General features: G+C 57.5%; 11 protein-coding genes. 9 read left to right on the top strand and 2 right to left on the bottom strand.

The window, feature by feature from the left end; all coding sequences use genetic code 11:
- The first annotated feature begins 83 nt into the window (after nt 1-83).
- The 3 genes from LB513_RS18360 to LB513_RS18350 are packed head-to-tail and all read left to right on the top strand — an operon-like array spanning nt 84 to nt 4,688.
- A complete protein-coding gene (locus LB513_RS18360) occupies nt 84-2,651 on the top strand; it encodes an ATP-binding cassette domain-containing protein (RefSeq protein WP_224664915.1) in 2,568 nt (855 codons plus the stop codon).
- The gene (locus LB513_RS18355; protein WP_224664914.1) at nt 2,648-3,637 is read left to right on the top strand and encodes an ABC transporter permease; all 990 of its coding nucleotides are present in this window, start codon (nt 2,648-2,650) and stop codon (nt 3,635-3,637) included. Before LB513_RS18360 ends, LB513_RS18355 begins: the two co-directional genes overlap by 4 nt.
- A gap of 49 nt (nt 3,638-3,686) precedes the next feature.
- On the top strand, nt 3,687-4,688 hold the full coding sequence (locus tag LB513_RS18350; RefSeq protein WP_224664913.1) for a rhamnose ABC transporter substrate-binding protein: 1,002 nt from the start codon (nt 3,687-3,689) through the stop codon (nt 4,686-4,688).
- 233 nt (nt 4,689-4,921) lie between these two features.
- On the opposite strand, the gene LB513_RS18345 is transcribed toward LB513_RS18350, so the two are convergent.
- Together LB513_RS18345 and LB513_RS18340 are read right to left on the bottom strand one after the other, a co-directional pair.
- Nucleotides 4,922-5,212: a DUF982 domain-containing protein gene (locus LB513_RS18345; RefSeq protein WP_224664912.1), complete on the bottom strand. Its 291-nt coding sequence runs from the start codon at nt 5,210-5,212 to the stop codon at nt 4,922-4,924.
- Nucleotides 5,213-5,555: 343 nt separating this feature from the next.
- Nucleotides 5,556-6,002, bottom strand: coding sequence for a hypothetical protein (locus LB513_RS18340; RefSeq protein WP_224664911.1), 447 nt, complete (start codon nt 6,000-6,002; stop codon nt 5,556-5,558).
- A gap of 380 nt (nt 6,003-6,382) precedes the next feature.
- On the opposite strand from LB513_RS18340, the gene LB513_RS18335 reads away from it, so the two are divergent.
- The 6 genes from LB513_RS18335 (at nt 6,383) to LB513_RS18310 (ending at nt 13,998) form a co-directional block, all read left to right on the top strand.
- Complete coding sequence (locus LB513_RS18335; protein ID WP_224664910.1) at nt 6,383-7,534, top strand: acyltransferase family protein; 1,152 nt, start codon at nt 6,383-6,385, stop codon at nt 7,532-7,534.
- Between the two features lie 216 nt (nt 7,535-7,750).
- Nucleotides 7,751-8,890: an acyltransferase family protein gene (locus tag LB513_RS18330; protein WP_224664909.1), complete on the top strand. Its 1,140-nt coding sequence runs from the start codon at nt 7,751-7,753 to the stop codon at nt 8,888-8,890.
- Between the two features lie 284 nt (nt 8,891-9,174).
- The gene (locus LB513_RS18325; protein WP_224664908.1) at nt 9,175-9,450 is read left to right on the top strand and encodes a hypothetical protein; all 276 of its coding nucleotides are present in this window, start codon (nt 9,175-9,177) and stop codon (nt 9,448-9,450) included.
- A 177-nt stretch (nt 9,451-9,627) separates the two neighbouring features.
- Nucleotides 9,628-10,347 carry a Crp/Fnr family transcriptional regulator gene (locus LB513_RS18320; protein WP_224664907.1) on the top strand — a complete coding sequence of 240 codons (720 nt, stop codon included), beginning with the start codon at nt 9,628-9,630 and terminating at the stop codon, nt 10,345-10,347.
- 363 nt (nt 10,348-10,710) lie between these two features.
- Nucleotides 10,711-11,481 carry a response regulator transcription factor gene (locus LB513_RS18315; RefSeq protein WP_224664906.1) on the top strand — a complete coding sequence of 257 codons (771 nt, stop codon included), beginning with the start codon at nt 10,711-10,713 and terminating at the stop codon, nt 11,479-11,481.
- Between the two features lie 192 nt (nt 11,482-11,673).
- A complete protein-coding gene (locus tag LB513_RS18310) occupies nt 11,674-13,998 on the top strand; it encodes an AGE family epimerase/isomerase (protein ID WP_224664905.1) in 2,325 nt (774 codons plus the stop codon).
- Nucleotides 13,999-14,180: the final 182 nt, after the last annotated feature.

Raw genomic sequence — 14,180 nt, 5'->3', positions numbered from 1 at the left:
GCGGCGGAAGTCAATTTTTTGGTTGCCGTCGCGGAGCATTTAATATAGCAAATTTAAAAAAAGAACAGCGACTGGGAGGATCGGTGCTAGAGTCAGGCGCGCAAGGCCAGGTCGACGCCACGATAAAGCGGACCGTGGCTGTTCCCGTGGCCCTTGTTCAGGCGACAAAGGCCTTTGGCGGCACCATTGCCCTCAAGGACGCGTCCTTTGAATTGCGCTCCGGCGAGGTGCTGGCTTTGCTTGGCGAAAACGGAGCCGGCAAAAGCACCTGCGTCAAACTGCTGGCAGGTGTGCACGCCCCAACGAGCGGCCGCGTGGAAGTCGACGGCAAACCCGTATTGTTCCATTCCCCGCACGATGCCCAGGCTGCGGGCATCGCGGTTATGCACCAGCATCCCGGCCTGTTTCCAGACCTTTCGGTTGCCGAAAACATCTATCTCGGCCACATGCCGCGCGACCGCCTCGGCGGCATCGACAACGCAGCCATCCTGGCTGGCGCGCGCAAGGTGCTGGCGACGGTCGGCCTCGATGTGCCGGCCGAAACAAAGCTGGGAACCTTGCGAACATCCGAACAGCAATTGGTTGAGATCGCCCGCGCCCTCTCACTCGACGCGCGTGTGCTGATCATGGACGAGCCCACCGCGGCCCTGTCGCAGCGTGAGGTCGAGAGGCTGTTTAGCGTCGTTGCCGATCTGCGGCTGCATGGCGTGGCGATGATGTTCGTCGGCCACCGCATGGACGAGATCTTCCGTATCGCCGACCGCATTGCCGTGCTGCGCGACGGGCGTCTGGTCGGCGTCAAGTCCAAGGCAGAGCTCGGCCGCGCCGCTGCCATCAGCATGATGGTCGGCCGCGAACTGACCGACCTCTATCCCGAACGGCGCCACGAGACCGGCGCGCTGGTGATGGAGGCGAGGGGGCTTTCGAGAGCAGGCAGCTTTTCCGGCATCGATCTCAAGCTCCACGCCGGAGAGGTGCTTGGGCTTGGCGGCTTGGTCGGCAGTGGGCGGACGGAGATCGCGCGCGTGCTGTTCGGGATCGACCAGCCGGACTCCGGCGAAATCCTGATCGACGGCAAAGCTCTGCGCTTTGCAACCGCGCGCGACGCCATGGATGCTCGCATCGCCTATGTCTCTGAAGACCGCATGGGCCAGAGCCTGGTGATGGATTTCTCGATCCTCGACAACGCAGTGCTGCCCGTTCTCGACAAAGCCGCGCCGGCCGGACTTTACGGCACGGATCGCGCCATTGATCTGGTCGCGGGCTGGCTGAAACGAATGAAGTTGCGCTTCTCCGGTTACGGCCAGCCCGTCAAGGAATTGTCCGGCGGCAACCAGCAGAAGGTGGTGTTGGCCAAATGGCTGCGCACCGAGCCGCGGGTCTTGATCCTCGACGAGCCGACGCAAGGCATCGATGTCGGCACCAAGGCGGAAGTCCACGCGATGATCGCCGACCTCGCCGCGCAAGGCATGGCCATCATCCTGATCTCGTCCGAAATGCCCGAGTTGATCGGCATGTGCGACCGCATCGTTGTGCTGCGCGAAGGCCACCAGACGGCCGAATTCGCCAGGGGAGAGGCGACCCAGGAGAAAGTACTGGAGGCGGCGACCAAGACCAGCGAGGGCGTCGATCCGGCGGCGCTGGCAGAGCGGAGCCCCTTCCGGAAGAGGAAAAAGGGACCATTCGATTTGCTGAAGCGGCGCGAGCTGGGGTTGCTCGCCGCCATGCTGGCGGTCGCCATTCCGGTCACCATCATAAACCCGCGGATGGTAAGTGCGCCAAACCTGACAGCGGTGTCGATGGATGCTGCCTTGCTCGTGGTTGCAGCACTCGCTCAGATGCTGGTTCTGATCACACGAAATATCGACCTCTCGATCGCCGCGGTGATCGGGCTTTCGGCCTACATGGCGGCCAGCATGGTTCAGGCCTATCCGGGGCTCGACATAGCCATCGGCCTTGCCACGGCATGCGCGGTCGGCGGCATGGCCGGCCTGATAAACGGGCTCGTTGTTACCCGGGGAACGATCCCGGCCATTGTGGTCACGCTGGCGTCGATGTCGATCTTTCGCGGTTTCAACTCGATTTGGGCCGCCGGCGACCAGATCAGCGCCGACGAAGTCACCCAGGGCTGGCTCGACATGACAGGCATGCGGATTGCCGGCGTGCCTCTGATCGTCGTCATCGCCATTCTCATCCTGTGCGCCGGTTACGTGCTGCTTTACCGCACGGCCATCGGGCGCGAACTGTTTGCCACCGGCTCCAACCCGGACGGCGCCCGCCTAATCGGCATTCCCGTTGACCGTCGGATCCTGCTGGCGTTCGGGGTGGCTGGTCTGCTGGGTGGCCTCTGCGGCGCGCTGTGGGCATCCCGCTATGCCACTATCGACGCCCGCGTCGCCCTCGGCTTCGAACTGACAGTGATCGCTTCGGCGGTGGTAGGCGGTGTCGCTATTCGCGGTGGTTCCGGCACACTGCTCGGCATTATCCTTGGAGCGCTGACGCTTCTTGTCATCAAGAATGGGCTGACTCTGGTGCGCGTTGACCCGCTGTGGCTGCAGGGCGTTTACGGCCTGGTGATCCTGGTCGCCATCGGCATCGACACGCTCATCGTGCGGCGCGCCGATCAGGCAAGACAGGCGAGGGCGAGGTGAGAAAATTCCTCCGTTCAATCGACTTCTGGGATCTGCTCCTGGCCATCTCTTGTCTGGCCATATTCCTCTACGCGGCCCTGTTCGTTCCGAACTTTGTCTCCGGCTTCAATCTTTCGCAACTAGCCGCGAGCGCCTCGGAAAAGGCGTTGCTGATCCTGCCCATGACGCTGCTCATCATCACCCGGGAGATTGACCTGTCGATCGCCTCTGTGCTGGCGCTGACATCCGTGGTCTTTGGCATGCTTGTCCAAGCCGGTGTCCCGACACTGGCCGCAATCCCGCTTACGCTCATCGTTGGAGGCCTGCTTGGCGCCTTCAATGGCTACCTGGTCTCAAGCCTGGGATTGCAGTCTCTGGTAGTGACGCTCGGCACGATGGCTCTCTATAGGGGCATCGGTTACATCCTGCTCGGGACCGGTTCGGTCAACATACTGCCGCCCGCGGTCGTCGATTTCGGCATCAACAACCTGCCGGGCACGCAGATACCCTGGACCATCGTGCCCTTCCTGGTGCTGGCGCCGATCTTCGCAGTCATCCTGCAGAAGACACCGACGGGCAAGCGCATCTATGCGCTCGGCGGCAGCCCCGAAGTGGCGCGCTATTCCGGCATTGATACGCGCCGCATGGTGTTGAAACTATTCATCGTCTCGGGCGCCGTCGCGGCGATCGCTGGCATGGTTTATACCGCGCGCCTCTCCAATGCCCGCGCCAACAATGCACTTGGCATGGAGCTCGACGTCATCACCATCGTGCTGCTCGGCGGCGTCAGCGTCTTTGGCGGGAAGGGTCGCCTCACCGGCGTCACGCTTGCCCTGGTTTTGATTGCCGTTATCCGCAACGTGCTGGCACTCAACCAGATCGGGGGCGACGCGCAGGGGATGATCATCGGCCTGCTTCTGATCGGCTCGCTGCTGGTCGGCAATTACTGGCGCTCCACACAGGAGCGGCTCTCAAGATCGCGCGTCATGCGCGAGACCAAGGGGTGATCTCGGGCCCCTTCCTTCAAGCCCGAATTTTTTTGACGGAGGAGTTACAATGAAAGCGTTTAGATTAGCCCTGCTCGCATCCGCGGTTCTGCTTGCGCCAACCTCGCTCGCTCTGAGCCAGGAATGCGCCAAGGAGCCGGTAACGGTCGGCTTCCTGCCCAAGCTCGACACTGACCCCTATTTCAAGGTGGCCTTTGGAGGCGCCCAGGAGGCGGCGAAGGAAATTGGCGGCACCGCTACCCAGGTCGCCCCATCGCAGGCGACGGCAGAGGCGCAGATCGAATTCATCAACACTCTCGTGTCGCAGAAGGTCGGGGTCATCGCCATTGCCGGCAACGACGCCAATGCCGTTGCGCCCGCGCTGAAGCGCGCCGTCCAGCAGGGCGTCCGCGTGATTTCGTATGACTCCGATGTGGCGGCCGACGCCCGCGCAGTCTTCGTGAATCAAGTGAAGGGCGACAGCCTGGCCGAAATGATGCTGGAAAGCGCATTCAATCTCAGCGGCGGTGAGGGCGAATTCGCGATCCTGTCGTCGACGCCCACGGCGACCAACCAGAACGCCTGGATCGACTTCATGAAGGCGAAAATGGCTGCCGAGCCCAAATTCGCCAAGATGAAACTGGTGCAGGTCGCTTATGGAGAAGAAAGCGAGCAGATCAACCAGCAGCAGGCACTTGCACTGGTGCAGGCCTTTCCGAACCTAAAGGTGATCATCGTTCCTGCGGGCATCGGCCTTCCTGCGGCCGCTCGTGCACTCGAGGAAGCGGGCATGATCGGTAAAGTCAAGTTGACCGGCTTGGCGCCGGCCACTTTGATCTCGAAATACATCAAGGACGGGGCTGCTCAGGATATCTGGTGGAACGTCACCGACCTTGGCTATCTCACCTATCAAACCGCGCAAGCGCTGGCACAGTGCAAGATCACCGGCAAGGAAGGCGAGAAGTTCAAGGCAGGCCGGCTTGGGGAATACACAATTGGCGCTAGTGGCGAACTGATCCTTGGCCCGGCCAAGATCGTGACTCCGGAAAACCTGGCCGAGTTCAAGTTCTGATCCCTTGAAGCATCAGAGACCGCGGGCGCCGGTTCCAGCCGCCGCCCGCCTTCCACCCCGTAGTCGAATAGTGTGAGGGTGACGATAGGACTGTTGCCGGCAGGCGAGACCTTCGCGCCGAGGAGTTCGGTCGCTGCCGGCGGGGAGTAGGCTCGCCGGGCTTGAGCTGGTTGGGGTCCTCGCCAGGCAAGTTGACCGGTAGGACGTCGCGCCTAAATCAGTCACCGAGTATCTTAAGCTGTCATCCAGTCTTCAGCTGTGCGCGAAACCGAAACCTCGATCGGGTCAGGCGCAAGAATCCCGTGGGCTCGAGCAAAAGCCTCAAAGGCAGCGCAAAGCACATCAACATGTTCCTCGCAGGCCAGTGCAGAATGGCAAAGCGCTAAAGCCTGCGCATATTTTTGGCAGCGGCTACCTGTCCATTCATCAAGAAGCTGTCGGACCTCCTGCACGGTCGATACCAAATGGGGAAAGCCGAGCCCCACGAAAACGTGCACAGGACGTCTGAAGCGCTGGACAGTCATTTGTTGAACCTCGTTGGTCGCACGATGGCTCAAGTGCCAAGGACGTGTTAGGGATAGCCATCCCTAGCTTGCGAATGATCGCGGTGTTCCCACAACGATGCAACTAAGCCTTACGGATAGGATCCCGATCTGACGCGAGCAAACGCGGGTAGGATTCCGGTCTTAGCCGCGTGATGCCTGATATGCCCATAAATTCATCAGGGCGGGTTGGCATCGGTTCAGGCGCTCTCCTGCATCGGCGTGTGCCGCACCGGCAGGTCCTTTTTTTAAGTTGTGGTCTGTGTCCCCGCAGCTGCGCACAGGCTTGAACATGAAGTAAGAAGCGGAGCGTCCCCTCGGCTCGCTACAAACCCCGAGCAAAGCGCCATACGGACAACAGGCCTGTAAATGAGGCGAAAACCCCGATGGCCCAGCCGATCCAGGCGATGGCTGCTCGACGTTGTCGCTTGCGCTCTGTCCGGATCGCGTTCTGGATGTCCGAATGTCCTTTTGCCGTCAGGATCCAGCTGTTAAGCTGGGTCGACCATCTCCACAGCGGGCTATCCTGAACCGCGTCGTCAATCGCCAAATTGAACCTGTGAGCCGCCCTCAACAGTCGTCGCGAGCGTATCGCTTCGATCTGCTCGGAATACAGCAACGTCTCCCAATGACGTTTGTAACGTGCACGCTCGCGGTCCGCGTCCGAGCCAGCATCTCTCAGGCTCAGTTCACACGCATGGTTAATCACCTTGATCGTTCGCCGGTACGCGTCAAGTTCCAACAACTCTCTGATTTGCAACGATATCGTCATCGGCCTCCCAAGGCGCACCGCCCCGGTTAGCCTACAGCCAGGCATGACATCCGGTCCATTCCACCACTTGGATGATACTGGCGTGCAAAGGGGACTAGCCCGGCTCCTTGAGTCCGATCGACTCAATCTGCCAGGCGGCATACGCCGACAGTTTCTCCGGCCTCCATTTGGATGAGCGTTCCTACAGGCATCCGCTCAAAACCTCTGTTGTGAATTCCGGCAGACGGTCAAAAGCACTCTTCGTCCACCACCAAGCAATCAGGCACGCATCTAGTTGCCTGTAAGCGGTCAGCACTTTGCGCCATATCCGAATGGACTAGCAGGTACCCTGACCATTTCGGTCTATCATCCTGCCTTGGCGGCTGGCAGCGGAAAGTGCAATGAAATCTGCCCATCATTATCTGGCGATAGACCTACTGCGAATTTTTGCGGCGACCCTGGTGCTGTTGAATCATTTCGCGACATTCGCAGGCGAGGCGGCATCGGTGGTCGATACTAACCAGGCCAAGTTCGGCTTTCTTTCGGCTTTCGCTGGCGTGGGCGCAGTCGGGGTTGAAATCTTCTTTGTAATTTCCGGCTTTGTAATCGCCGTGAGTGCTGCCGGCAAAGGGGGTTTGTCGCACTCAATCCAGTTCGCGCGACTCCGCGCCCTTCGTATATTACCAGCCTTATGGATATCGGCGTTGATAAGCCTTGCGGTCAGATCTGCCTACGGAGAGGACATGTCATCGCTGTCAATGGATTTCTTCAGATCCGTTATATTATCACCCAAAGGCCCATACATTGACGGTGTTGTATGGTCACTGGTCGTAGAAATGATATTCTATGCGCTGATCGCTCTATCTATCATGTCCAGGTTCCGAGTATCAATTCATGGAGTGGCAATAGCTCTAGGAATCTGCAGTTCCATATACATAACGTCGTTATTTTTTCTCGTTGTGGCGCGTCCACCTATTTTTGCAGTCGATCTCATCGCGATTCTATCACGGTTTCATTTCAAGATATTGCTGCTGCAGCACGGCGTATTTTTTGCGTCTGGGATGCTATTGTTTAGATTGAACGATGATCGTCAGAGCTTCCGCCGTACAAGGATGACATCGTTGATGGGCTTCTTCCTCGCAATGGGTGCTCTGGAAATACTGTTGTCGATAGACAGGAGTTATCCTTACAAAATCGCAGCAGCTGGAATCTGGGCTCTCAGCGTGATAGCGATAATTCTAAACGTCGTTGCACAGAATGCAGTGAACTCACGCCTTATCGCATACGGCCGAGCAATTAAATTCAGCGGAAGATTAAGTTATCCTCTGTATTTGAATCATTACGCTTCCGGGATGATTATTGTCTGGTTTGTAAGCTCATATGGCGTTTCTGCGCCTGTCTGTTTTGGAATTTCCTTACTGGCGGTTTTGATTTTAAGCTTGGCCGTCCTTTGGCTGGAGGGCAAAATTCAGCATCAAGCAAAAGCTGGTTTCACAATCCGGCATCTGCTTCGCAGGCCAATCGTGCCGGCGACAACACTCGCGTCCGGCTGAACGCCGCGAGCGGCATTACGCGCCTCCTGATTTGGGCAGCTGCCTTACGGCGCCTGGAAGGTCGTCCGGGCCGCAGGGTCTGATGCAACCAGTTCAGGCAGCCGATTATCCGAAGGAATGACGCCGTACCCAAACGGTGCAGTGGTCGCAACGGGCCATTCGATGTAGCAAAATGGATCCCATCGTGGCGTCCGAAGCAAAGGCCCATAACGCCTAATGGACCGCAAACCGCACTACTTCACCCTGGACGGCCTGCGGATATTCTCCGCCATACTGGTTCTACTGAGCCATTTCGCTACCTATGCCGGGAAGTCGGCATCCGTCACCACCGGAAAGGACGCGGCCTTCGGGTTCCTATCTGTGTTTGCGGGGTTGGGGGCAGCGGGTGTCGCGACCCTGTTTGTAATTTCGGGATTTGCAATTGCAATGAGCGCCTCTCGCGACGGCGGGATGTCCGCTGCTCTAAGGTTCGCTCGTATCAGGGCTACGCGGATCCTGCCTGCCTTGTGGATGTCGGCGTTCGTCAGCTTGGCTGCGCGCAGCTTTTACGGAGAAGATTTCCGCGTTCTGGTGATGGATTTTGCCAGATCCGCTCTTCTATCTCCCAAGGGGCCATACATTGACGGTGTCGTCTGGTCGCTCGTTGTGCAGGCGACTTTCTATCTGTTGGCCGCCGTCAGCGTCATGTCAAAATTCCGTCTGTCGATCTACGACCTGGCAAAGTTGATTGGCCTGTCGAGTTCAGCATATCTTCTGATTTTGAGCGGGCTTCATTTGGCGCCTTCCTCGGCGGGGACGGAAGGGGCAATAGCAGTGCTCTCTCGCTTCCCCTTTAAACTGCTCTTGTTGCAGCACGGTGTCTTCTTCGCGGCCGGCATGGTCTTTTTTGTCGCCAGCAATCAGGATCGTGGACCGGGGCCCAGTCATGCCCAAATGACCATTCTGATTGTCTTGTTTTCGATGATGGGGATCATTGAAATATTGGTCAACCTGGATAGCCCCGGCGAATATAAATACATAGCGGTGTCGATCTTCGCTATATTGTTGGTGTTGATGATACTAGGAAAGTTATGGGATGTAGAAATAAGTAGAAAAATCAGCGCTTATGAGAATTTTGCAAATTACATGAGTAGAATAAGCTATACGCTATATCTAAATCACTATACGCTGGGGATGGTTGTGGTGTGGCTTTTATTTCGCCGGGGGCTTCCAACCTATGCCGTGTTTATTGTGTCTGTCGCCTCGGTCTTGATTGTAAGTGCCAGCGTCACCTGGCTGGAGAGAAAAGTCCAGAATGCCATACGCAGCAGGTTCGCCCATCCCATGTCAGGCGCGGCCAAACTGGCGGCCATGTGACGGCAGGAATGCTGACGGCGCAAGCCATGGCAGGATTTTGTTGGTGACGATGCTGCGGCAACTGCTGCGGGTATTCTCAGCAGGATCAGCTCCTGCAATGCCGGCCTCGTGCCGTCTGGCTTATGTCAGGAGGTCCGTAGCGTTCCAGCCTGTTCAACAAGTTACAGCGAATTTGGTAGGCGCCGCACGCTGTGTCGGGATGTTGAATAAGGTTAGTATGGTGTTCGAAGTTCTGACAGCGGCGTACGTTGGAGGTTGTCTGCCTCAGAGAGGTTGAGATTAAGATGGGAAAAAGGAAGTCACGCTACAAACAGGGCGGCGACCTGCTCGTCGTGCAGGGCAACAGGCCCGAGGCAATCGCACTCGCTGCGTTGCATGTGAGCGAGGCGCTGTTGCTGGAATTGGAAGCATCCGAGATTCTCACTGCTAGAGAAATCAGGGGAGTGCTGAAAGACGCCGCTACGACGCTGCGCAATGCAGGAGTAGAAAACCGCAGTTGCATCGTGGCCAGCGAGATGATCGAGGCGCTCCGCGAAAGTTTCAAGAAAAGCAAAGTCTGATCCGCACCCTGCCGGTGCTGTTCGCCCAACTGCTATGGATGCAAGCTCCGCTTTGGAGTGGCACAAAACCACGCCATAGCTTCATCCAATAGGTGTAGCTAATGTAGGCTACTCATCTATTCGAGCCTGATATACACTTACCCTATGGTTGCAAAAGGGAGGGGCTAGTGGGGTTCGATGGCATCTGCATCTCATCCATTTTTGACTGGGAACGAAAACCGTCCTTCATCGGCCCGACTTGACGACGATGACAAGGATTACATCAAAGCGCTTGGCTTCGTGCAGAAGCGGTATCCGGCCGAAACAACGATCGTTGATCATGGCCAGCACGCTGACCGTGTCTTCATAATCGAGTCGGGTTGGGGATGTATATCGCACAATCTCGCTGGCGGTCAGCGTCAGATCCTGGATTTTGCGTTAAAGGGTGACGTTGTGCTGCCACACTCTTTCCCGGGGGCCGCCCCCGAGACTTTCGTGGCCCAGACCGACCTTGCGGTGTTCGAGGCATCAAACAAGATGTTTGCGCTTGCAGTCGCGAAATCGCCTCGGATCGCTTCCCTCTTTCTTGAAACTCTGGTCCTTCAGCGGGCACTCGTCGCCCAGCATCTGACGAATGTGGGGCGGCGTAGCGCCTTGACACGCACGGCGCACCTTCTCCTTGAACTCAGGACACGCTTGGAGCGAGTGGGGAGTGCTACTCATAATGGCTATTCTTGCCCGCTTACCCAGTACGACCTTGCGGACGCATTGGGCCTCACCCCGATCCACGTAAATCGCATGTTGCGAGAATTGCGTGAACGCAAGCTTCTGGAGTTTCGTCAGGGCCACGTCCGGATGCTTGATCGAGAGGGCGTGGCGAGGTTTGCAGACTTCGACGACAGGCATGTCGACAACTGACGCTGCGCCGCATCGACACCTAATACAGTCCCATGAACGGCCGGTCGCTTCGACCGAGCACGCGACCAGATTTGCGCCCGATAACAAGAGGCTTGGCTGGGTTGCGCAAATGGAGAGTATCGACCATTCGGGTCGAACTAAATTTATCTCCGTTTTTTACATTTTATTAACTTACGTTAGTGAAAGCGTGCAGTTGGGCTGATAGTCTGAATGAATTAGACCTGTGACTGCGGCGGGGGCCTAGGAACTCACAGTCGTCCAGACTTCGGCGCGGACAGAAAATCGTTCGCAGCTTTTCGCTTGTCCCGAAATCCCCGTCTCGTGCCGGTCTCGAACCTGGGTAATGTTTTAGGGGTGAGTGGCATGATTGCGGCAATTCAAACGGATAGCAAACCGATCCTCGGACTTGAACTCGTCAGTCAGAAGGGCGGGGGTGCAATACGTCTCAACGGACAGGCAACCGCTGAAACATGCCTGGTTCTTCTCGATGAACGCGTGCTTGACCGGCAATGTCTGGCACAGTGCCTGACCGCCTACCGGGTCGGGAAAGACATCGTGTCATTCGGCTCAATCGAGGATTGGCAGCTGTGCGAGAATGTACCGTCAGCTTCGGCAGTTCTGCTGAACCTGGGAAGTCGGAAGGTGAGTGATGCAAAGACAGGCGAGGCGATAGCTGATCTCGTCAGGAAAGCTCAGCCCGCGCCAATTGTCATCTTAGCTGACTCTGACGAGTTGGAGCAGATACTCAAAGCCCTGAACTATGGGGCAAAAGCGTATATCCCGTCATCGCTCCGCTTCGAAATCTGTGTGGAAGCCATAAACTTCGTCATCGCTGGCGGAACATTTGTTCCCGCAAGCAGCCTTATGGGGCTGCATACGACCATTGACGCTGATGTGGAAATGCCAAGACCAATGGCGAGCGTGTTTACCGAGCGGCAGGAGGAGGTCGTCCAAGCCCTCAGACGCGGAAAGGCGAACAAGATAATCGCCCACGAGCTGAACCTCCGAGAAAGTACGGTCAAAGTGCATATCCGTAATATCATGAAAAAGTTGAAGGCAACCAACAGGACTGAGGTCGTCTACAAGCTAAACGAGATGTTTCCCGGCGCAAGCCATTCAACACGAGCGAGCTGAAGAGTCTTTGGCGTGTGGATGCCTGCATCCTTGTGATTGCAAGAATTTCCAACGATCTCTCATGAACTACGCTGGTCTAGTTCAATTGTAATTCCACGTCCAAGTCCCCGAGACCTGCTGCGGTTCCGGCCGCCGCGCTTCTCAAGAGGGTGTTTCTTGGCAATATGTGCGCGTCTGGCGGTTGAAAGTGTGATGACTGGTCGAGTTTCCTGTTTTGTGTTGAGCGGCGGGGTCGGTTCCCGGCTGTGGCCGCTGTCTCGGGAGGACAACCCGAAGCAGTTCCATGATTTCGCTGGCGATGGGTCAATGCTGACCCAAACCGTCAGGCGGCTGAAGAGCCGCTGCAACGGTGAGACGCCGATCCATCTGATCGCATCGGAGCGGAACGCAGACAAGGTCCGGTCTGACCTTGCCGGAATTGACCTTTCCGGTGGATGTGCTGTCTTCGAGCCGGTCGGACGCAACACCGCAGCTGCGGTTGCCACCGCGGCGCTGCACACAATTGCTCGCCACGGTGATGGGATTGTTCTCGTCGTGCCTTCCGATCATGCGATCTCCACCAACCTGGAGTTCTGGGAGACAATCGAGAAAGGCGTGCCTGCTGCGGAGCAAGGCAGTATTGTTGTGTTTGGCCTGCGTCCAAGTCGCCCTGAGACAGGATATGGCTATATCGAGGCCGGAGCGCCGGCGGCTGAAACCGACATCCGCAATGTGGTTCGCTTCATCGAGAAACCCGAGTTCGAGGTTGCAACGAGGTACATCGGCACCGATTCATTTTTCTGGAACACGGGCATCTTTCTGTTCCGCGCGAGCACCATGCGCGACGCTTTTGTTCGCCATTGTCCAGACATTTGGAGCCGTGCTGAAAAAGCCCTGGACGCGGCGACGACAAACGTGTCTGGCACTTATCTGCCGCTCGATCTCTACGGGGCGATCCCGGCGATCTCCATAGACTACGCCATCATGGAGAATGCCAACAATATCGCCTTGGTACCGGCAAGCTTCAGTTGGAGTGACCTTGGCTCTTGGCAGTCATTGCTCGATTCAAGCGTGACCGATGATAATGGCAATGTGGTAATCGGCGATGTCGTCGCCATAGATTGCGAGAACTCCTATCTCCGCAGCCGCGGCAGGTTGCTGTCGGCAATCGGGTTGAAGAACGTTGCCGTTGTCTCGACAGCCGACGCGACCTTTGTGGCCCCTGTGGCCGAAAGCCAGAATGTAAAGCGCGTTGTCGAGCGGCTTGAGAAATGGGGCCGCCTCGAAACCAAGTTCACGCCTTCCCACAGTCATGGGCTGCTGCCGGGTGCTTGGCGCGAGCGTGTCGCGCACTGGCTTTTCAATGAGACGCTGCCGCTGTGGTCGTCCGTGGGCGTTGACGAACGCTACGGCGGATTCCACGAGGCTTTATCGCTGGACGGCAAGCCGCTTGCCAAGCCAAAGCGCATGCGAACTATGGCGCGGCAGGTTTATGCATTTTCGGTCGCCAAGCTGCGCGGATGGGACGGGCCCGCCGACCAAATCATCGCCCATGGCATCGAGTTCATGAAGAGTGGACGAACCAGTCGAGGCGGATGGGCACGTACACTCAATGTCGACGGGGCCGTCGCCGATGCGTGCGAGGATGCTTACGATCATGCCTGTGTTCTTCTGGCCCTGGCATACGCCCACCAAGCAGAAAACCCGGATGCGCTCAGGCTGGGCGAAGAAACCATGGCCTTCGTCGCCGCGCATCTCGAAGATGGCCGTTTAAACGGGTTCCTCGAAACATCGAGCGGAGCTGGGCTACGCCGCAGCAATCCTCACATGCATTTGCTGGAAGCTTTTTTGGCATGGCATACGGCTACTGGGCAGCGCAGCTACCTTCGCCATGCCGCTCGCATCGTCGATCTCTTCCGAACGCATTTCTTCGATGCTGACAGCTGGACCCTCGGCGAGTATTTCGACGACGAATGGAAGCCGGCTGCGGGTGAGCAGGGCCAATGGACTGAGCCCGGGCACCATTTCGAATGGGCCTCACTCCTTGTCGAGTTCGCGACCAAGAGCGGGCAGACTGATCTCATGCCCTATGCAAGAAAGCTCTATGCTTCCGCCATAGCCAATGGGCTCAATCGATCGACGGGACTGGCCTATGGTGCCGTGTCGCGATCTGCTTTGCCGCTGGACCTGATATCGCGCAGCTGGCCTCAGTCGGAGGCGATCAAGGCCGCGATCGCACTCGATGGAACCGGCGGACCAGACCTGAAACCGGAGATAGAAACTCGCGTCGGACGCCTGTTTCGCTGGCATATAGACCCCGCCCCCCTTGGGCTGTGGATCGACAGGATCGACGAGAAGGGCAGGGCCCGTGCCACCGAAACACCTGCCAGCATATTCTACCACCTAGTGACAGCCTTGATGCAGTATCTGGATAACACCGAAGGGGCGATTGTCCGGCCGATATCCGCATCGCCTTACGCGTCACGGCCCAAATTGGATCCAGACATGTTCGATCAGGCTCTTCGGGATTCGGCTTAGCGGCGCCGCCTAATCCAGACGAGCTGAGATGAGCCACCAATTGGAAGCAAAGCGGAATTGAACGACATTTGAACGCAGTTTCAAAGCCGGGGCGACGGCCCATCTCTTAACTTCTGACGTTTCCCATCGTAACTAGGGATTTCAAGTATGCTACACCGGTCTCTGGCGGCGATGAATGAGAG

It is taken from the genome of Mesorhizobium sp. ES1-1 (assembly GCF_020164785.1).
Taxonomy (GTDB): domain Bacteria; phylum Pseudomonadota; class Alphaproteobacteria; order Rhizobiales; family Rhizobiaceae; genus Mesorhizobium.
This window is presented reverse-complemented; position numbering and strand designations above follow the sequence as displayed.